17 protein-coding genes are annotated in these 20,993 nt (G+C 58.1%); 15 read left to right on the top strand and 2 right to left on the bottom strand.

Annotated elements, in window-relative coordinates:
* Window positions 1-46: 46 nt before the first annotated feature.
* Window positions 47-400: a hypothetical protein gene (locus tag HPY30_09110; protein ID QYZ66133.1), complete on the bottom strand. Its 354-nt coding sequence runs from the start codon at window positions 398-400 to the stop codon at window positions 47-49.
* Window positions 401-882: 482 nt separating this feature from the next.
* Here HPY30_09110 and HPY30_09105 point away from each other — a divergent pair, with 482 nt between their 5' ends.
* The 13 genes from HPY30_09105 (at window position 883) to trpB (ending at window position 17,536) form a co-directional block, all read left to right on the top strand.
* A complete protein-coding gene (locus HPY30_09105; protein QYZ66132.1) occupies window positions 883-2,793 on the top strand; it encodes a 2-oxoacid:acceptor oxidoreductase subunit alpha in 1,911 nt (636 codons plus the stop codon).
* 13 nt (window positions 2,794-2,806) lie between these two features.
* A complete protein-coding gene (locus tag HPY30_09100) occupies window positions 2,807-3,760 on the top strand; it encodes a 2-oxoglutarate oxidoreductase (GenBank protein ID QYZ66131.1) in 954 nt (317 codons plus the stop codon).
* Window positions 3,761-3,787: 27 nt separating this feature from the next.
* Complete coding sequence (locus HPY30_09095) at window positions 3,788-6,259, top strand: ferredoxin (GenBank protein ID QYZ66130.1); 2,472 nt, start codon at window positions 3,788-3,790, stop codon at window positions 6,257-6,259.
* Window positions 6,260-6,358: 99 nt separating this feature from the next.
* Window positions 6,359-6,724, top strand: a complete 366-nt coding sequence (locus HPY30_09090) for a four helix bundle protein (GenBank protein ID QYZ66129.1) — start codon at window positions 6,359-6,361, stop codon at window positions 6,722-6,724.
* 105 nt (window positions 6,725-6,829) lie between these two features.
* Complete coding sequence (locus HPY30_09085) at window positions 6,830-7,663, top strand: RnfABCDGE type electron transport complex subunit B (protein ID QYZ67979.1); 834 nt, start codon at window positions 6,830-6,832, stop codon at window positions 7,661-7,663.
* A gap of 8 nt (window positions 7,664-7,671) precedes the next feature.
* Window positions 7,672-12,189, top strand: coding sequence for a 4Fe-4S binding protein (locus tag HPY30_09080; GenBank protein QYZ66128.1), 4,518 nt, complete (start codon window positions 7,672-7,674; stop codon window positions 12,187-12,189).
* Between the two features lie 94 nt (window positions 12,190-12,283).
* Entirely contained in the window at window positions 12,284-13,444 is a 1,161-nt protein-coding gene (sucC, locus tag HPY30_09075; GenBank protein ID QYZ66127.1) for an ADP-forming succinate--CoA ligase subunit beta, read from the top strand.
* Window positions 13,445-13,540: 96 nt separating this feature from the next.
* Window positions 13,541-14,410 carry a succinate--CoA ligase subunit alpha gene (gene sucD / locus HPY30_09070; GenBank protein ID QYZ66126.1) on the top strand — a complete coding sequence of 290 codons (870 nt, stop codon included), beginning with the start codon at window positions 13,541-13,543 and terminating at the stop codon, window positions 14,408-14,410.
* A 79-nt stretch (window positions 14,411-14,489) separates the two neighbouring features.
* The gene (locus tag HPY30_09065; GenBank protein ID QYZ66125.1) at window positions 14,490-15,206 is read left to right on the top strand and encodes a methyltransferase; all 717 of its coding nucleotides are present in this window, start codon (window positions 14,490-14,492) and stop codon (window positions 15,204-15,206) included.
* 7 nt (window positions 15,207-15,213) lie between these two features.
* Window positions 15,214-15,441, top strand: coding sequence for a DUF2835 domain-containing protein (locus HPY30_09060; protein ID QYZ66124.1), 228 nt, complete (start codon window positions 15,214-15,216; stop codon window positions 15,439-15,441).
* Window positions 15,442-15,463: 22 nt separating this feature from the next.
* Complete coding sequence (locus HPY30_09055; GenBank protein ID QYZ67978.1) at window positions 15,464-15,877, top strand: hypothetical protein; 414 nt, start codon at window positions 15,464-15,466, stop codon at window positions 15,875-15,877.
* A gap of 9 nt (window positions 15,878-15,886) precedes the next feature.
* The gene (locus HPY30_09050) at window positions 15,887-16,078 is read left to right on the top strand and encodes a CPXCG motif-containing cysteine-rich protein (GenBank protein QYZ66123.1); all 192 of its coding nucleotides are present in this window, start codon (window positions 15,887-15,889) and stop codon (window positions 16,076-16,078) included.
* Between the two features lie 234 nt (window positions 16,079-16,312).
* The gene (gene trpB, locus HPY30_09045) at window positions 16,313-17,536 is read left to right on the top strand and encodes a tryptophan synthase subunit beta (protein QYZ66122.1); all 1,224 of its coding nucleotides are present in this window, start codon (window positions 16,313-16,315) and stop codon (window positions 17,534-17,536) included.
* Between the two features lie 114 nt (window positions 17,537-17,650).
* Here trpB and HPY30_09040 read toward each other — a convergent pair whose 3' ends face one another.
* Window positions 17,651-18,571, bottom strand: coding sequence for an HDOD domain-containing protein (locus HPY30_09040; GenBank protein ID QYZ66121.1), 921 nt, complete (start codon window positions 18,569-18,571; stop codon window positions 17,651-17,653).
* A gap of 214 nt (window positions 18,572-18,785) precedes the next feature.
* Here HPY30_09040 and HPY30_09035 point away from each other — a divergent pair, with 214 nt between their 5' ends.
* Complete coding sequence (locus HPY30_09035; GenBank protein QYZ66120.1) at window positions 18,786-20,834, top strand: ribonucleoside triphosphate reductase; 2,049 nt, start codon at window positions 18,786-18,788, stop codon at window positions 20,832-20,834.
* Window positions 20,818-20,991: a hypothetical protein gene (locus HPY30_09030; protein QYZ66119.1), complete on the top strand. Its 174-nt coding sequence runs from the start codon at window positions 20,818-20,820 to the stop codon at window positions 20,989-20,991. Before HPY30_09035 ends, HPY30_09030 begins: the two co-directional genes overlap by 17 nt.
* Window positions 20,992-20,993 lie beyond the last annotated feature (2 nt).

Here is a 20,993-nt window from a genome sequence, read left to right as displayed (position 1 = left end):
ATGGATTGCAGGTTCCGCGGTGCTTGAACCGGCCTACTCATAACAGTCAGATCAAGAGGAAAAAGGCTACAGCCGCTGCCGTTACCAGGCTCACGGTGGTCAGCGGCGTCACCAGCATCACCCCGGTAACGAGCATGAGGTAGGCGGTCTCGACCACCAGAATCATCATCGCCAGCCCCAGTCCCCTGGATGCACTCATCCACTGGGTGATACTTGCCAGAGAGATCAACGCCAGACCGAGCAAAGCCCCACCCATCATACCGGCGAATGCATGATTCACCGGTTCATTGCTGAACATGTGGGTGATCTCTCCCGGCGCGATGATCAGGATCACACCCCAGACGCCCAGCATGATAATCGCCAATCCCAAGGCAAAATTTCTAAAAATATCCTTTGGCATGCCAACTCAAACCTTCATTAAAATTATTGATGTCACGCCAAGCCTAACAGATAAGCTGCTGCAGATAAAAATAACGGACTCAAGGACAATTGATTCCTGCGCCCAATCATTTGAATATCACCATATGCCCATCTTTTGACAGGGGCAGCGCATACAGCATAACTATTTGAATATTAAAATATTATTAATAAAACCCATGTTTCAACAGGACAAAAACATTGACCCAAACCGTTGGTTTTGAGATATTTTCCCCTTTTGAAATTGCGCGTTCCTGTCCGCTGGACTTGGGGCATCACATGTTTCCAGGCGCTGGTTCGCCTTCCATACCGGGCAGACGATAGAAACGCCGTGGTACGCCCGTCCCAAGCAGATCCTCGATCTGCCGGGACACAACCCCCAGGAAAGCTGACTGACTTGAACCGCTCGCGCCTTTCAGCAGGGCCTCCGGCCCGCGGCAACACGCAGCACAAAACAGGTGGTATATGACGCAACAGGCTGACAGCGGCGAGAGTGCCGTGCAGATTGGCGGGACAAAAACCGCCACCAAGGTAGACGAATATATTGTCGAGATCGTCTCCGACTCAGGTGAAGGCGCGCAGAAGTGCGGCCAGACCTTCGGCAATATCAGCGGCAAGATGGGCAACGGCGTCTGGACCGTTGAGATCATCCCCGCGGAGATCCAACCCCCGGCCCGCTCGCCCGCAGGCGCATCCGGCATCCGTATTCGCGTCGGCTCAAAGTACATTACGAATATGGGCAACGAGGCCGAACTTGTTGTCGCCTTCAATGAGCAGGTACTCTTCTCCCGCATCGCCAACGGCGCCTATAAAGAAGGCACCATCGTTCTGCTGGAAAACAAGTGGGAGTCCGATCCCGACGAGAAGATCCGCAATCAATACACCGCTGCGGTAAAGGAGTTTGCCGAGCACGGACTGATCGTGCACGAACTGCCGATAGAAGAGGCGTGCCTGAAGATCGTCTCCAATGCCCGCAAGGGCAAGAACATGTTCGTACTCGGCATGATCAGTTATATCTTCAGCCGCGAACCTGATCTGGGGCGTAAAGAGATTGCCAACACTTTCGCTCATAAAGGTGACAAGGTAATCCAGCCCAACATCGATCTGTTTGACTCCGGCTACGCCTTCGCTGCTGAACGTCTCGACTATCTGTGGGAAATCCCACCCTACACCACTGACACAACCAAACCGACCATCATCACCAATGGCAACCAGGCGGTTGGCCTGGGGGTCATGGCTGCGGGCATGGAGCTGATCTCCATGTACCCGATTACGCCGGCCACCTCCGCCACTCACTATGTTGCGGATGTTTTCGACAATGTTGGCGGTTTCGTCCATCAGGCGGAGGATGAGATCGCCGCGATGGGCTTTGCCCTCGGTGCCTCCTTCGCCGGCAAGACCGCCTGCACCATCACTTCGGGTCCCGGCATGGCGCTGAAGACCGAACTGATCGGTCTCGCCGTTATGGCTGAAGTACCCATGGTCATCGTCGATGTACAGCGTGGCGGCCCCTCCACCGGCCTGCCTACCAAGGTGGAGCAGGCTGACTTGCTCTCCTCCATATACGGCGAGCCGGGGGATGCCCCGAAGGTGGTCATCGCCGCCGCCACCATCGAGGAGTGTTTCCACTTCGTGATCTTGGCGCGCAAACTGGCGGAGGCCTTTCGTATTCCTGTCATTCTGCTCACCGATGCCAATCTGGCTACCGGCGTACAGCCCTTCACCCGTCCTGAACTCCAGGAGGAGTGGCTCTCCGCGCCGATCGATCAGTCCCCTTGGGATGACTCCGTACCGGCCTTCGACTGGGACGAAGGCACTGGTCTCTCCCAGCGTCCGATCCCTGGACAGCGCAATGGCGAATATGTATTGACCGGTCTCTCCCACACCGATCGCAGCAAGGTGGCCTACGACTCCGACACCAACCAGACTAGCATGGCCCACCGCAGCCGCAAACTCGCGGCCCTGCAGAAGACCCTCAAGCCACCGAAGGTTCTTGGCGATGAAGCGGGCGGCGATCTGCTCATCGTCGGCTGGGGTTCAACCATGGGCGCCATCGAAGAGTCGGTCGACATCCTGCGCGGGCAGGGCAAGAGCATCTCCGCCCTCCACCTGCGATTCCTGTCGCCGCTGGAGCCGGGACTGAAAGAGATCTTCAGCAAATTCAAGAAGGTCATGACAGTGGAGATCAACTACAGCGATGATCCAAACGGCCCGCAGATCACCGAAGAGAACCGCCGCTATGCGCAACTCGCCATGATGTTGCGTGCGCAGACCCTGATCGACATTGACTGCTGGTCTGTGGTCTACGGCCATCCGCTGCAACCCGGTATGCTGCAGGCAGAATTCAACCAGCGGCTCGATGCCCTGAACAACTGAGGAGATTAGCCAAATGTTTGGATTGAAAGCTGACTGGTCCGTCGACGTTTTTGAACGCTACTTCACCCTCGGTAACTACGCCGGCGGTGAAGCCCGCTGGTGCCCCGGTTGCGGCGACTTTGCCGTACTCAACACCGTTCACCGCGTGCTCCGCGATGCCCAGATGCCACCGGAGAAGAGTGTCGTGGTCTCTGGTATAGGCTGTTCCAGCCGCCTGCCCCACTATGTTGGCACCTACGGCCTGCACGGTCTGCACGGACGCGCCCTGCCACTTGCCAACGGCGTCAAGGCGCGCCGTCCCGACCTGGACGTCTGGGTCGGCACCGGCGACGGCGATTGCTTCTCCATCGGCGGGGGTCACTGGCTCCATGCCATGCGTTACAACATGGATATGGTCATATTGATCTTCGATAACGGCATCTACGGCCTAACCAAAAAGCAGACCTCGCCCACCACCCCCACCGGCGAACGCACCAATACCCACCCGGAAGGTTCGCTGCTGCCTGCAATGAACCCGCTCACGGTAACTCTGGGCATCACCAACGTCTCCTTCGTGGCACAGGTGCCGGATTGGAATCCTCCGCTGCTCTACGAAACGATCAAGGCCGCCCATAAACACAGGGGCACCAGCTTCGTGCGCATCATACAGCGCTGCCCCGTCTTCTCGGACAGCTTCTGCAAGCCTTATCAGGACCACCCTGAGAACATGCTGCTGCTGACCCACGAAAACGGCATCCCGGCTGCCGACAACGTGAAGAAGCTGTTCAAGGAGCAGATTGAACATGATCCTTCAGACTGGGTGGAGGCGATGAAGATCGCCCGTGACGAGTCGAAACTGCCGGTGGGACTGCTCTTTCAGGATCCAGATGCCGTAGTGTATGAGGATTTCTCCGCGAAAGGCCTCAACAAAACCAACGAAGAGAAGCTGGCTGCAATCAACACCGCTCTCGACGCCTTCGCGATCTAAGTCAGACAACGCCGGGAAAATCCTACGATGACAGCAGTACAGACAGGCGAAGCCACGCCGGCCATGCCCTCCGCCATCAAGGATGCGGAGGCCACCAAGACGATTTTGCACACCCTGCGCCATTTCCACCTTGGAAATCCCAGCGTCAGGGGTCAACTGGAGCCGCTTGGTGACGACTTTCTGCCCGCACTGATGGCCCCCTATCGGGACGCTTCCCGGCTGCGCTATGACTACCCGCTGTTTCTCTATCCCGCCGAGGGCGGCGACGAAGAGCGCCGGGGCGCCGAACTGGCAAAACCTCTGGGAGCCTTTCTGGCTGAAGCCACCGAAGCTGTCGCACCGGGGGAGGGTAGCGCCCGCATCCTGAAGGACAACCTGCCGCGTCTTGAGCAGGCTCTGCGCCTTGCTCTGCAGGAAAGCCAGACCCCCGTGCCCGCCAAGTCCCTGCTCAGCGAACTCTCCACCGGGATGGTGGAACAGCTGGGACTCGACAGTGACAGCACAGAAAAACTGCAGCGTGATCTGCACGGCCTGCTGGAATCGATCCCTGATGGTGGTCAGTTTCTGGCCTACGGACAACACCCGGCGCTGCACCTGATGATCCACGTCATCCGCAGCCAGGTGATCCCCCGTCACGCACATTTCCAGCGGGAGATCGAGAAGTATATCCGCGGGCTCAAGCTGTTGCTGGCGGTTGAAAAGGGAAAATCAGAGGAAGCCAAGGCACCGTCCGCACTGGAAGATGCTGTGGGCCACTCCTCTCACATGTTCGACGCCAACGCTCTTGCAGATGTGATGGATCACTCCCACGGCTCCATCGGCATGACGACGGTTCGCCGTGAGCGGGTGGAAGAGGCACTGAAGACGCTGGAGTCTCATCATCGGGAGTCTATTCTGGTACGGTTTGTCCATACCGACGACCTGGACGAGACACTGCTGGGTGATATCCCCGGCTTCGAGAGTGTCGTCTCCGACAACCCCTCTATTCGCGCCAAGGAGATCTTCGACGAACAGGCGGCGCGTCTTGCCAAAGTCTTTGCCGCAGCGCGTATTGCCAAACTGGAGATCGACGATCTCTATGACGAATCGATCCATGACCCCTGGTTTGAGACCTTCAACTGGGAAGCCTTCTCCCATGATGAACTGCTGTTGGTACCAGCGGTCATTGCCCTGGAGACCGCCCTGCGCGTAGCCGGCGAAGCGATGCCCGACTTCTCCCGCCTGCTCAATTCCGGTCGTCCCGTGCAGATCCTGGTACGGGTTCTGGGACACGCCAATCCCGGCCGCGACTCCGACAAAGACCCTTTCGCCCACTTCCGTACCGAACTGGGTTACCTCGGCATCAGTCATCGCCAGGCTTTCGTCTCCCAGACTTCGGCAGCAAGGCACGAGCACCTCCTGGATCAGTTCTCCACCGCACTCGACGCAACCCGCACCGGACTGCATTTAATCAACGTCGGCCTTCGCCCCACCGGACAGGATGCAGGACTCAATGGCTGGCTGGTGGCCGGCGCCGCGCTCGAAGGGCGGGTCCATCCTTTCTTTCAGATCAATCCCTCAGCCGGTGGCAGTTTTGCGGACCGGGTCGACTTCAGCGGCAACCCGCAACCGGAGATGGATTGGGCGGTTCACGAATTCTGCTACCGGGATGAAAACGGCGAGGCCGTGACCATCGAACAGGCCTTCACCTTTGCCGACTACGCACTGCTGATTCCCCGTCTGCACGGGCACTTCACCCCAGTACCTCTGATCTGCGAGACCGACTCTCTGCTGCCCGTCGCCGACTATCTGGCCATGCCTGAAGAGGAGTCGGCCCAGCACATTCCCTACATCCTGGCCCTCAACAGCAAGGGAGAGCTGCGCCAATTGGCAGTAAGCCGCACCCTAATCCAGGCCTGCCGTGACCGTCTCAATTTCTGGCACGCTCTGCAGGAGATGGCAGGCGTCCGCAGCCGTTACCTTGAAATAGGCATTGCCGAGGCCCGCGAAGAGATCAACGGCGCTGCCGAGGCGCGTATTGAGACCCTAACCGTTGAACAGGAGCAGAAGCTGGTCGAGGCACGCAGCGAAGCCGCCGGTGAGGTCATGTCCCGCCTCACCGAAGTACTGTTGGGCATGGACTTCACCAGTGGCGCACCTCGGATGCCAGCCGCACCAACGGCTGACGCAACCTCAACGCCTGCGGAAACTACTGCAGAACCATCAGCGGAAGCACCTGCGGCGCCTGCCGAAGAGGACGAAGACCTCGGCAGCGAAGAGCCCTGGATCGACAGTGTCCTCTGCACCACCTGCAACGACTGTCTGGCGATCAATCCCCAGGTATTTGTCTACAACGACGAGAACCAGGCCTACATCGCTGACGCCAGCGCCGGGACCTATGCCCAGATGGTGGAAGCGGCTGAGATCTGCCCCTCCAACTGCATTCATCCGGGGAAACCCATCAACGACTCCGAAGCGGGGTTGGATGAGTTGATTGAAAGGGCGGCGCAGTATAACTAGGTGACAGGTGACAGGTGACAGGTGACAGGTGACAGGTGACAGGTGACAGGTGACAGGTGACAGCAGGAGTGTAGTTAGTATCAATTTCAGGTCAAGGGAATGGCTAAACGATTTGAAGATCTTGAGGTATGGAAACGGTCTGCACGTCTAAGTGCTGAAATTTATGGAGCATTCATTGGATGTTCTGATTATGGATTTCGGGATCAGATAACTCGATCCGGGCTCTCGGTTCCCAGCAATGTTGCTGAAGGGTTTGAGCGTGAATCGCCCAAAGAGAGCATTAACTTTTTCTCATACGCCAGAGGCTCATGCGGCGAACTGAGAACGCAGATCTACATTGGCCGGAAAATTGGCTACATCGATAAAGCGACTGGTGGAAAATGGGTCACAGAAACCAAAGAAATTTCAGCTATGCTCACCGCGCTAATCAAAGCGAGGCGCAAATTCACCTCGAAATCACCCTAAGCAATCCTGCCACCTGCCACCTGTCACCTGCCACCTTCTTTCCCCAAGCACGAGCAGCATCCCGTGTCTGAAACTCTATCCAACTTCCTCCTCGCCCCAGCCATCATGACCGGCATCGCCCTGTTTTTCGGCGTGGTGCTGGCTGTCGCTTACAAGTTCCTCAAGGTGGATGAGGATCCCCGCATCGCCACCACTGAAGACCTGCTGCCCGGCACCAACTGCGGTGCCTGCGGAGAACCGGGCTGCCTGCCTTTTGCCGAGGCCCTGGTGGATGGCAGTGTGCAGCCGAGCGGCTGCACCGTGGCCGATGAGAACACCATCGATGCCATTGCCGATTTTCTCGGTGTCGATGCCGGTCAGGCCGACAAGCAGGTCGCCCGGCTTAAATGCGCCGGCGGCAAGTCACAGGCCTTCCAGATCGCTGAATATGACGGCTTCGAAAGCTGCAGCGCCGCCGCCACGGTCTCAGGAGGCGGCAAAGGCTGCTCCTGGGGCTGCCTCGGATTGGCTGACTGCGAGGTCTCCTGCGATTTCGATGCCATCCATATGAACGCCAACGGCCTGCCCACCGTCGAAGTCGATAAGTGCACCGCCTGCGAAGATTGCGTCGAGGCCTGCCCCAAGGACCTTTTCGAGATCATGCCTTTGAGCCAGAAGCTCTACGTCCAGTGCAATAACCCCTTGGAGGGCGAGGCGGTAACTGTGCTCTGCTCCGTGGGTTGTGATGCCTGCGGTAAATGCGCGGCTGATGCATCCCCCGGCCTGATCGAGATGCGTAACAACCTGCCGGCCATCGATCTCGACTCCGGCGCCCCCATGACCGAGATCGCCATCAAACGCTGCCCCACCAACGCTATCCAATGGCTGGAGGAGGGACAGTTTACCCGCCGGCCGTCTGAGCAAGCTGAGAGTGAAAAACGCTATGCCCAGCTCCATTGAGGTTTTCTATGTCCGCTAATATCGCAATCCGCCTCTATCGCCGACTCTTCGGCACACCGGCGGGACTTGGACCAAAGGATACGGGAATACATACCCTGCTTGACGGCAACAGCGCCATTGCAGTCACCGAGGCCTGTATCGCCGAGAACGCGGCACTCGCCAGCGCCTTTCCGGCCAATGGTGCAGACCTTGCATGGCAGTCTGAACAGACCCGCCAACAGCACAACGTCTTCGGCGAACTGCTTGGCACCCATCCGGTGGAGAGTCCCCGAGGCAGCGTCGCTGCCGCCAGCGGACTCGCAATGGCCGGACGGCGCGCCACCGCATTCCTCACCACGCCGGATCTGACCGCCGCACTGGACCTGCTCAACAGTGCCGCCACCAAACGACTGCCGCTGGTGCTGCATGCCAGCAACCGGGCACTGGGGGGCAGTGCCGGTACCTGTCACCAAGCCTTGCACCAGGTCTGCGATGCCGGTTTTTTTGTGCTGTTCGCCAGTAACGTCCAGCAAGCGGTCGACTTCACCCTGATTGCCCGGCGCGTCGCTGAAGAGACCCTGACCCCCGGGCTGGTGATTATCGATCAGGATGAAACCGCTGCTGCAATACAAAACGTCCATCTGCTTTCACCGGGTCTGATCCAACGCTACCTGGGCAGGGCCGATGAGCAGATTGAATGCGCCAGCGCCGCTGAAAAACTACTGTATGGCGAGACCCGGCGCCGCCTGCCACAACGACACAATCTTGATCGGCCGGTACTGCAGGACCCCCTGATGGACCGGCGCAGTCACGGCCTGAGCCGTGCCGCCCGCACGCCGTTCTTCAGCGGCCACATCAGTGCCGCCCTGCAGGACGCATGCGATACCTTTGCAGAGCTGACCGGCCGCAGCCAGCGGCTCATCACCACACTGAACACGGAAAAAGCCAAGCAGCTGATTCTGGTTCAGGGCGCGGCCACAGAGACCCTGCTCGCACTCTCCAGCCACCTGAAGAAACATGACAAGCAGCGGATTGGCATCGTCGGCATCCACGCCTTGCGCCCATTCCCCTCCGCGGAACTGCTGAATCTGTTGAAGGGTAAAAACTCCGTCACCGTTCTTGAGCGCGCAGAAACACCCTTGGCTGGAGACCCACCCCTGCTGCGGGAACTGCGCATGGCGTTAAGCCAGGCACTGGAAAACGGCCGCTTCGGGGAAGAGACTCATCCCGGTCTGCCGACACTGCGAGAAAGCGAACAGCCACGTCTTCGCCCGGTCATCTACGGCCTGGGCGGACTGGCGCTGAACAGCGCCGACCTCGTCACTCTCATCGGCCAGGCTGAGCCAAAAGGGCGCTATCTGGGCATCGACTTCACCCGTGCCAATGAAAAGCATCCCAAACGTCAGGTACTGCTCGACGCACTGCGCCGCGACTACCCGGAGATCAACCATCTCGGCATCTGTGCCATAACCCCCGCTCGGGACCTGCGTCCCGACGCGTCCCTGAGTTTCGCCATACAGCACCTCAGCGGAGAAGGGGATAGAGGGCTTGCCGCCGAAACCGCAACCTTTATCTACCAGCTCGTGGAAGGTGAGGCGCGCATCCGCTGCGACGAAAGCTGGAACGCCTGGGGTGACTGGCTGACCGACCGGGTGGTAATGGCCCCCGAAGGGTTGCGAGACTGCGGTAGTGAAATGCCCCTGGATCTGATCCTGCTCGACGGCCCGTTGAACCATCCGCAACTGGTCCCTGCAACCCAACTCCCCCAAGGCGGCTGCCTGCTGATGGCAGCAGAGGAAGCGGGCGCCGAATCTCCACTTTCGCCCGCACTGCGCCAGGCCATCCAGGGCCGGGGGCTCAAATGCTATCGCATGCCCTCCACCAGCGGAATGGATGAAACGACCCGTCGTGAGACCTGCCTCGGCGCACTTTGCAGCGTCCTGATTGCGGAAGAGAAATTGCCGCTGCAGCCCCGCAAGCTCATCAGTACACGCGAACAGCAACTTCAGCAGGGGATTCTGACCGAGGCCTTCCAAACAGGCATGGAACAGACCACTGCCGTCGACCTCAGCGCGGAAACAGGCACCCAAGATGAAGCTGCAGCCCCCAGGCCGACACCTATGGCCGTCCGTCATCTGGCAGGCAACAACGACAGTTACGACAGTCTGCCCCGTTTCTGGGACCAGACTGGCATACTCTATCGGGACGGCGACTTCGACAGCCTCACACCCGACCCCTATCTGGCGTCAGGTTTGGTGCCGCCGCTCTCCGCCACCTTCAAGGACCACAGCGGCAGCCGCACCCTGCTGCCGCTGTTCAACCCTCAGACCTGCACAGCCTGCGGCGACTGCTGGAGCGCATGCCCTGACGGCGCCATCGGCGTCACCGCACTCTCACCTGTCACTCTGATCAATGCCGGTATCGGCCTTGCCGGAGCCAGCGCCCTGCGCCCCCTGGCCTCCAAACTTGGTGGACGAATCAGCGCCCTCGGTCGGCAGAACGCCATACAAGGCGGTAGCGCAGCAGATCTGATCCGGGAGGCCTTCGACTGGCTGCAGGAGAAGGCGCCTCTGGCCGAAGATCGCAGGAACGCCGCAGAGAGTGGTATCAAAGATCTGGAAAAACTTTACGGCACACTGCCTCTGGCCGTCACCGAGCCTCTCTTCCAGGCCGGTGAACAGGCGAAGAAAGATGGCGGAGAGCTGCTGGCCCTGGCCATCAATCCCGACGCCTGCAAGGCCTGCGGGCTCTGCATCGCTGCATGCCAACCACAATCACTGAGCATCGCACCACAGACACCTGAACTGTTGCAGCAGAGCCACCAGATTTGGGCCGCTTGGGAAGTCACGCCTGACACTGCCTCCGAGACCATCGAGCGGGTTAGCGCCCATCCCGATGTGACGCCCATGGCGGCACAACTGCTCTCCCGCTACAGCCTGCTCTCGCTGGCCAGCGGCGACAGCGCCGAGCCCGGCTCCGGCGAGAAGATCGCGGTACGGCTGACACTGGCTACCGTCGAATATCGTCAGCAGCCTCTGCTGCACCGATTTGCCGGAGACGTCGGACAACTCAAGCAGCGGCTGAATGATGCCATCAAGGAGACCCTGGTGGACGCGCTGCCCACTGAGGATCTCGAACGTCTCGCAGGCAGACTGGCAGAGCTCGACGCCCGCCAGATCGACATCAACGAATTGACCCGGCAGCCCGAAGGCAGCCTGAAGAACAGCGGTGTCGATGCCGATCATCTGCGCCGTCTCACCACCCTGGCACAGCAGCTGTCAGAACAGCACTGGCGACTGACAGAGGGCCAACAGGGTCTCGGACGCGCCCGCTATGGACTCGCGCTGGCACCCGGCATTATGGCCGCCTGGGCGGCGTCATTTCCGCATAACCCCTTCCAGGTTCCCGTTGCGCTGGACAGCAGCGGCGAAACCGCCCAGCTCGCTGCCGGCCTGCTGGAAGGGCAGATAGAAGAGGCTCTCACCTCGATTCGGCTCGTCCGCAAGGCAAAGATCGAACTGGGGGAGGGTGGACGTAATGCCATCGACCCCGACCTGCTCAGCTGGCAGGATCTCTCCGATGAAGAGAAGGCACTCTGCCCACCGCTGCTTCTGGTGGGTAACGAGGAGACCCTTGGCGGGCGCAACTTCAGCCAGATTGCCTGGCTGCTTAATTCCGGCCTGCCGATCAAGATACTCACCCTCACAGAGCTCGACTTCGGACTCGATAACCGGGGCCTCGAAGACGCACCCCTGCAACGTCTCAGCGACCCCAAGGGCAACCTTGGACTGCTCGCCCTCTCCCAACGAAATGCCTTTGTGGCACAGACCAGCATCGCCGATCCCGCCCATCTGCAGGAGAGCGTCTCTGCGGCGCTGGCCTGCCAGGGTCCGGCGCTGCTGCGCATCCACACACCCAGCCCGGCGCGTCACGGCTTCGCCACCGACCGGACCCTGGAGCAGGCGAGATTGGCAGTACGCAGCCGGGCCTTTCCGCTATTCCAGTACGATCCCCTTGGGGAAGGCGTATTCGGCTCCCGCCTCAATCTTGCAGGCAATCCGGCGCGGGGCACCCTGCTGCACAACAGCAACGATCAGCAAGTCATCACCCTTGCTCACTGGGCACTGACCGAAGACCGCTTCGCCAGCCGCTTCCGGCCCTTGGCGGACGATGATTCCGCGCCCACCGCCCTGGAAGATTGGCTCGCCCTGGATGCGGCCAACCGCGCTAAAAAGACCCCGATTATCTCTGTACTCCGTAACGAGGAGAGTGCAGAGGTTTACCGTGTCGATCCGCAGCTGGGCCAAGTCGTGGTGGAACAACTCGATGCCTGGCGCACCCTGCAGGAACTGGCCGGGATAGTCACACCCTTCACCGCCCGTGTTGAGCAGGCTGCAGAGGTGCGTGTCGCAGCAGAACATGAGACAGAGATCAACGCCCTCCGGGCCGACTACGAGACGCAGCTCAACGCCTCTCGCAAAGGCGCGGAGGAAGAGATGACGGGACACATTCGCGAGCGGCTTATGGTGCTTGCGGGGTATAAATGAAGGTGACAGGTAGCAGGTGGCAGGTGGTGGGCTAAAGAGCCTGCAACCTGTTACCTGTCGCCTGTAGCCTGTAACCTTTTCCGAAGGAAAACAGATGAATCTACACGAATACCAAGCTAAGGCTCTCTTTTCCGAGTACGGTATCCCTGTCCCCGAGGGCAAGGCAGTCTCTGCACCGAGTGATGCACGGGCGGCGGCCCAAACGCTTGGCGGCGGGATCTGGGTGGTCAAGGCCCAGGCTCACACCGGCGGCCGTGGCAAGGCGGGCGGCGTGATACTGGCAAAGAGTCTGGATGAGGTTGAAGCCGCTGCGGAGGAGATCCTCGGCATGACCCTGGTCACCAAGCAGACCGGCCCTGAAGGTCTGCCGGTCAACCAGGTGTTGGTGGAGCAGGGCAGCAATATTGCCCGTGAACTCTACCTCGGCGCACTGTTGGACCGCGCCTGCTCCCGTATTACCTTCATGGCTTCTACAGAAGGTGGCATGAACATCGAAGAGGTTGCCGAAGCGACGCCGGAGAAGATTCTCACTACGGTGATCGACCCAGCTGCCGGCCTCCAGCCCTACCAGTGCCGCAAACTTGCCTTCGGCCTGGGACTTGAAGGCGACCAGATCAAACAGTTCGGCAAGATCATGATGGGCCTCTACCGGTTCTACATGGAGAAAGATGTCAGCCTGATCGAGATCAATCCATTGATCGTCACCAGCGAAGGCGACCTGATGGCGCTGGACGCCAAGATCAACATCGACAGCAACGCCCTCTACCGGCACCAGGATATCGTCGCCCTGCGCGATCCGAGCCAGGAGGATGAGAAGGAGGCGGCTGCCGCCAAGCACGATCTCAACTACATCACCCTCGACGGCAGCATCGGCTGCATGGTCAACGGCGCAGGTCTGGCGATGGCCACCATGGACATGGTCAAACTGCACGGTGGCGACCCGGCCAACTTCCTCGACGTGGGCGGTGGCGCCACAGCCGAGCGGGTCACAGAGGCCTTCAAGCTGATCCTCTCCGACAATAAGGTGAAGACCGTGCTGGTCAATATCTTCGGCGGCATCGTGCGTTGCGATCTGATCGCCGAGGGCGTCATCACCGCGGCTAAGAATGTCGGCGTGCAGGTGCCGGTTGTGGTGCGTTTGGAAGGCACCAATGCCGAACAGGGGCTGAAGATGTTGGAGGAGAGCGGACTCGACTTCATCACCGCTGCCGACTTCACCGAAGCTGCCAAAAAGGCTGTTGCGGCTGCTGCATAGTTTATTGGGGTCGGAGTCAAACCGCCCATCAGCGTTATTTTACATGACGACTGTTGCGCGGTTTGACTTCGACCCCGGACAATCTGGAAAATACTTATGAGCATACTCGTAGACAAGAACACCAAGGTCATCTGTCAGGGCTATACCGGCAAGCAGGGCACTTTTCACTCCGAACAGGCCATTGCCTACGGCACCAACCTGGTGGGCGGCGTGACCCCTGGTAAAGGTGGCCAGTCACATCTCGATCGTCCTGTCTTCAATACCGTTCACGATGCAGTGGCCGAGACCGGCGCTGACGCGACCATGATTTATGTACCTCCACCATTTGCCGCCGATGCAATCCTTGAGGCTGCCGACGCAGGTATCAGGGTCATCGCCTGCATCACAGAGGGCATCCCGGTATTGGATATGCTGAAGGTTAAGGAGGCATTGAAATCCACCGGCTCCCGCCTGATCGGTCCCAATTGCCCCGGCATCATCACTCCCGGTGAGTGCAAGATCGGCATTATGCCCGGCGTGATCCATCAGCCCGGCAAGGTTGGCGTTATGTCCCGCTCCGGAACCCTGACCTATGAGGCTGTTGGCCAGACCACCAACGCTGGTCTGGGTCAGAGCACCTGTGTCGGACTGGGCGGTGATCCCATCAATGGCACCAGCTTCATCGACTGTCTGGAACTGTTCGAGAAAGATGAGCAGACCGAAGGCATCATCATGGTGGGTGAAATCGGTGGTTCGGCCGAAGAGGAAGCCGCCGACTACATCAAAGCACACGTCTCCAAGCCGGTTGTCGCCTACATTGCCGGCGTCACCGCTCCCGCCGGTAAGCGTATGGGCCATGCCGGTGCCATTATCAGTGGCGGCAAAGGTACTGCCGATGCCAAGTTTGAGGCACTGGAAGGAGCGGGTGCCCATGTGGTCCGCTCTCCTGCTGAAATGGGTAAGCGTATGGCGGAATTGTTGGGTTAGATTCACTACCTGTAGGAGCAGCGTCTCGCGGCGAGACGCTGCTCCTACAGGCCAGCTATTTCCCTATTGGTCCCTGACCATGTCGACCTTTCGCTTTCAGCAGTTTTCCGTGCGCCAGGAAAGGTCGGCCATGAAGGTCTGTACCGACGCCACGCTTTTCGGTGCCATGGCGCCGGTCAAAGGGTGTGAGCGGGTCTTGGATATCGGCACCGGCACGGGATTATTGGCTTTGATGGCCGCTCAACTTGGCGCCTCCCATATCACTGGAGTTGAGCTGACTGAAGCGGCTTTTGATGATGCCCGATTCAACTTCCACAACAGCCTCTGGGACAGCCGGTTGGAAGCCGTTCACTGCTCCATCCAGCACTTCTCGGTCAACGCCCCGGACCGCTACGATCTCATCATCAGCAATCCACCCTTCTTTCATAACCACAGCAAAACTTCAGATCAACTCAAAAGGCAGGCCCGCCACACAGACCTGCTGCAATTTCCTGATCTGCTAGCCAGTGTGGATAGACTGCTCGCAGATAGCGGACACTTCTATCTGCTCCTGCCAAGCCATGCAGTAACAGGGTTTGCCAAAATGGCGCTGGAACACGACCTGCACCCCGTCAAACAGACCGATTTTCGCGGATACAGCCATAATCAGGCAAAGGTTTCCGCGCTGACTTTCTGCCATCAACAACAAGCCTGCAGGTCCAGACTATTGACCATCTATCAGTCGGATCGGATCTACTCACAGGAGAGCAGGCACTATCTTTCCCCTTTTCTGCTAAGGTTCTCCCAACAGAACTGAGTTTTCCATGTCAGACCGCATACGCTTCTTTTTGAACCTCGCTGCCGACAGCTACCTGAGCCACTACCAGGGGCATGTCAGAAATGTCTCGGTGATTGCAGAAGATGGTCGCCGGATCGAGTTTCCCGCCAACGCACTCCGGCCCTTTGTCACCAAGAGTGGTGTACAGGGCCGTTTTGAACTACTCATCGATGACAACAACCGCCTGCAACGGCTCCATCGACTCAGTCACTGATTTAATCACGGAGGTCACCTCATTGGATAACCGCATCAGCGCCCGCATCACATTCTCCTTCAAGGGTGAAACCCACACGCCATCGGCCAGTGTCGATCTCGATGAACTGATAAAGAGGGGCGACTCCCATGACACTCTCCACCCGCTGCTGGCCAGGACCAACGGCATCGACAGCTACTCCTATCTCTACGAGGTGATGGAATCCCACCCGATCGAATTCAGCAACCCCACAGGTTTTGCTGCGGACTATCTCTCCGGGACTGAGTTCGATTTCGTCGGCTTTGAAAAACGTTGGCATGAAGAGAAATACCTCTCCATCCTGGATGCCATCATTCAGCACCACTTCAAGGGAGAGGATTGTGCCCAACACCCGTCATTGAAAGCGGCCTTGCGCGAAGCCTTCCATGCAGGAAAAGCAGCAGCCAGCCGAGAGTAGTAAAGTAAAATGCTCGCCCTTGAATGCCGCCAGATCGGCTGCCCCTACTGCGGGGAAAAAATTGAGGTACAAATCGATTGCAGCCTCGACCAGCAGCAATATATCGAGGATTGCAGTGTCTGCTGTCAGCCCATCACCCTGTTGGTGGCTATCGATGGAGAGGAGATAAGCCTAAGTGCCAGGAGAGACGACGATTGCTGAGCGACAAGAATGCCCTCATCGCTCCTGCATAGCCAAATCGGTGTTTAATTTATCTGGTAGGGTGCGCTGTGCGCAGCATGATTACTTATTCTGGTGCGCACAGCGCACCCTACTTTCGGTCCTGTTCTTCCAAATAATCTCTATTAATAAATCACTGGGTGAATCTTTTGCCAAAGTTGTATCATCGATGGATCAGACCCACGCGGCGCAGCTAAAACAGTAAGGAGAGATCTTGTGAAGAATACTTTCAAACATACACTTCCCAACGAATCGGGATTTTTTGGAGAGTATGGCGGCAGCTTTATTCCCGAGCAGCTGCAGCAGATCATCGACGAGATCACCAGCGCCTATAAACGAATCACCCAGGACGATGAATTTCTGAACGAACTGGCGGACCTCTATGAACACTATGTCGGACGCCCCAGTCCGATCTTCCATGCAAAAAGCCTGTCGCCAAAATATGGGGCTGATATCTATATGAAGCGGGAGGATCTCAACCATACCGGCGCACATAAAATCAATCATTGTCTCGGAGAGGCGCTGCTCGCCAAACGGATGGGCAAAAAGAAACTGATCGCCGAGACAGGTGCGGGACAACATGGGGTGGCGCTGGCTACCGCCGCTGCACTGTTGGGACTTGAATGCGATATCTACATGGGCGAGGTCGATATCAAAAAAGAACACCCGAACGTGGTGCGCATGGAGATCCTCGGTGCCAAGGTTATTCCGGCCACCCATGGCAGAAGGACGCTGAAAGAGGCGGTGGATGCGGCCTTTGAAGGATATGTCAAAGATCCGGTCACGCAATTTTACGCCATCGGCTCAGTGGTCGGTCCCCACCCTTTTCCGATGATGGTGCGGGACTTTCAGTCCATCGTGGGTAACGAGGCAAAGATGCAGTTTCAGGAGATGACCGGCGGTAACCCCAACAACCTGGTTGCCTGCGTCGGCGGCGGCTCCAATGCGCTGGGACTGTTTGATGCCTTTCTCGATGACGAGTCTGTACGCATGTTTGGCGTAGAACCCGCCGGCCGCGACCTCAGTCAGGACGGCGAGCATGCCGCTACCCTGACCAAGGGTAAACCCGGCGTCATGCACGGTTTCAAATCCTACATGCTCCAGGACTCGGCAGGAGAACCTCAGGAGGTCTATTCAGTTGCCAGCGGACTGGATTATCCCTCCGTCGGCCCGCAACATAGCTATCTGAAAGATATCGAGCGGGTGGAGTACAAGACCATCAACGACAAAGAGGCGATCGACGCTTTTTTCGAACTCTCCCGGGTGGAAGGCATTATCCCTGCGGTGGAGTCCGCCCACGCAGTCGCCTACGCAATAAAAATGGCGCAGGAAGGAGAAAAAGGAACCATCCTGCTGAATCTTTCGGGCAGGGGAGACAAGGATATCGACTTCATCACCGAAATCTACGGCAGCGATTACGGGGTGAGCAATCTGCTGTAAGCCACACAGAGAACTGGAGTAGGCCGGTTCAAGCGTAGCGGAACCGGCAAGCTTTCGGCCAATTCGGATATTGCCCGATCCGCTACGCTTGATCAGGCCTACATCCTCAGCTGACTAAAAGAAAACCGCCTCGACCCCATCGGCATGGGCTTCATTCTTCGCCTGCCCCTGTTCATCATAACTAAAACCCAGGCGGGCGAAAGCAGGGATGCGACTCCGGTCCACCGTCGCCATCGGGTGCGCCGTACCTTCATAAGCCAGTATATTGGCCACCTGCACCAGATCCACATAGTCCACCGGCGCATCCCCCGGATTGCGCAGCAGATCATCATGCTCCGCAGCCACCGCCACCAACTGCGGGTCAAATTTCCAGAATTTCAGGATTTTGCCACCCAGTCCAGGATGTACCTTGCGCAGAACCTTATCAAGATATGCCGGATTCTCCGCCAACTCCACATGTTCTGTCGCTTTGATCAGCAGCGGGATTTTGCCCACATCGTGGGTCAATCCTGCCACTAGCGCCACATCAGGCTCGAGGCCTGGCTGCTCCTTCGCCAGTGTCGAAGCCAAGGCCCCGACCTTTACCGAGTGAGCCCAAAGCACTTCCATGCGCTTTTGAATGACGCTGATGTGGGTTGAGAAAACCTCTTTCATCGATACCGCATAGATGGCGTTTTTCACTTTCTGGAATCCGATCCGGGTCACTGCCAGTTTGATCACCTTGATGGGATCCCGCCCCCGATAGAGCGGACAGTTGGCGTAGCGAATCAGGCGAGCGGTGATAGCAGCATCCTTCTGGATCACTTTGGTCAGATCTTTCGCCGAACTATCCACATCGTTAATCACCAACAGAGCCTCGATGGAGAGAGCAGGCAGTGTCGGCAACGCCAGTCGGTTGGCGATCAAATCTTCACCCAGCTCCTTAACGAAGTCATTGATGGAGAATTTCTCAGCCGCTTCCTGCTCCAGCTCTTCTTTCGAGGGCTCCGGAACAAAGGCGGCACCATCTGACAGTGTAAAAACAGATTTGGACATTGGTGTTCAATTTCGGGGATTACAACAGTTCAAAGGCTATCGGCCAGCTTTACCAAATGTTTAGTCTTATTATGCCTGGCACAGAGCAAAATCCATCTTTTCCAAAAACTATTGATCTGGATCAAACAAAACACCACAACCACAACATATTGTGTAAAAAATATCATCCACCACAAGATGACGTATCTATAATGGAAATATCAGGAGGACCGAGATGTCCGTCAAACTCAAAAAAACACCACTATTTCTACCCATCAAGGTAGAAAAGCGGGATGGGTCACAAACAACATTCGACGCAGCCAAGATCAGGACCGCAATCCTGCAGGCAGGCCAGGCCACGGGAGAACTCGATAAGTCTGAGGCCCAGCTGCTCACCGCCCAGGTAGTTAAAGTGCTGGCCCACACGGGTTATCGACACCAGACCCCGGATATCGAGCGCATCCAGGATATCGTCGAGCAGGTGCTGATCAGCGCCAACCACCTGCAAACCGCCCGCGCCTACATCGTCTATCGCGAACAGCATAAAAAGCTGCGGCAGGACCGCCGCACCCTGGTGGATGTCTCGACTTCGGTCAATGAATATCTTGAACGGGCCGACTGGCGGGTGAGCGCCAATGCCAACCAGGGCTACTCCCTGGGCGGGCTGATTCTCAACACCTCCGGCAAGATGCTCGCCAACTACTGGCTGAGCCATGTCTATCCGCCCGAAGTGGGAGAGGCTCACCGGGTCGGCGACGTCCACATCCATGATCTGGACATGCTGGCAGGCTACTGCGCCGGCTGGTCTCTGCGCACCCTGCTGCATGAAGGACTCAACGGTGTGCCTGGAAAAGTGGAATCGGGTCCACCCAAACACATGTCCTCCGCCGTGGGACAGATCGTCAACTTCCTCGGCACACTGCAGAATGAGTGGGCCGGCGCCCAGGCCTTCAGCTCCTTCGACACCTATATGGCCCCCTATGTGCGCCAGGACGGTCTGAACTACGAGCAGGTCCGGCAGTACATCCAGGAGTTGATCTACAATCTCAATGTCCCCTCCCGGTGGGGCACCCAGACTCCCTTCACCAATCTGACCTTCGACTGGGTCTGCCCGGAGGATCTGCGCGAGCAGGTGCCGGTCATCGCCGGTGAAGAGATGAATTTCACCTACGGCGAACTGCAGCGGGAGATGGATCTCATCAATCGCGCCTATATCGAGGTGATGACTGAGGGGGATGCCAAAGGCCGGGTCTTCACCTTTCCCATCCCCACTTATAACATCACCCCCGACTTCCCCTGGGAGAGCGAAAATGCTGAGTTGTTATTCGCCATGACCGCCAAGTATGGTCTGCCCTACTTCCAGAATTTCCTCAACTCGGAACTCAAACCAAATATGGTTCGTTCCATGTGCTGCCGCCTACAGCTCGACCTGCGGGAACTGTTGAAACGCGGCAACGGTCTGTTCGGCTCTGCGGAGCAGACAGGCTCGTTGGGGGTGGTGACCATCAACTGCGCCCGCCTGGGGCATCTCTACCAAGGAGATGAAGCCGGATTGATGCAGCGGCTCGATGAACTGCTGCGCCTCGCCCGCACCAGTCTGGAGATCAAACGCAAGGTGATTCAGCGCCACATGGACGCGGGGCTCTTTCCCTATACAAAACGCTATCTCGGCACCCTGCGGAACCACTTCTCCACCATCGGAGTTAACGGCATCAATGAGATGGTTCGCAACTTCACTGCGGATGAGCAGGATATCACCGGTGAAGCCGGTGGCGCCCTTGCGATCCGCTTCCTCGACCATATCCGCGAGCGCATGGTCGAGTTCCAGAAACAGACCGGCAACATGTACAACCTGGAGGCGACGCCTGCAGAGGGCACTACCTACCGCTTCGCCAGGGAGGATCGCAAGCGTTGGCCCGAGATCCTCCAGGCCGGCACTTTGGAGAAACCTTACTACACCAACTCCTCACAACTACCTGTAGGTTTCACCGACGACCCCTTTGAGGCGCTGACACGCCAGGAGCCGCTGCAGCAAAAGTACACGGGCGGCACGGTGCTGCACCTCTATATGAACGAACGCATCAGCTCAACAGAGGCCTGCCGGCGGCTGGTGAAACGGTCACTGGAGCGTTTCCGTCTGCCCTATATCACCATCACCCCAACCTTCTCAATCTGTCCCAAACACGGATATCTTAGCGGCGAGCACGAGTTCTGCCCAAGCTGTGACGAGGAGTTGATCGCCCATAAACAACAGGAGTTACACAACCATGCAAACTGCCATTGAACTGAAAGAGGAAGAGCGTACCCGCTGCGAAGTCTGGACCCGGGTAATGGGTTACCACCGTCCCGTCTCGGCTTTCAACCCCGGTAAGCAGTCGGAACATAGCGACCGGCGCTGCTTCGAAGAGAGCCGGGCTCAACTTCACCAGGGCCAGGTTTAGCC

The organism is Gammaproteobacteria bacterium (ex Lamellibrachia satsuma), from assembly GCA_019623805.1.
Classification (GTDB): Bacteria; Pseudomonadota; Gammaproteobacteria; order Chromatiales; family Chromatiaceae; genus QGON01.
The sequence above is the reverse complement of the archived record's forward strand: the minus strand, read 5'-3'. Positions and strand labels throughout refer to the sequence as shown.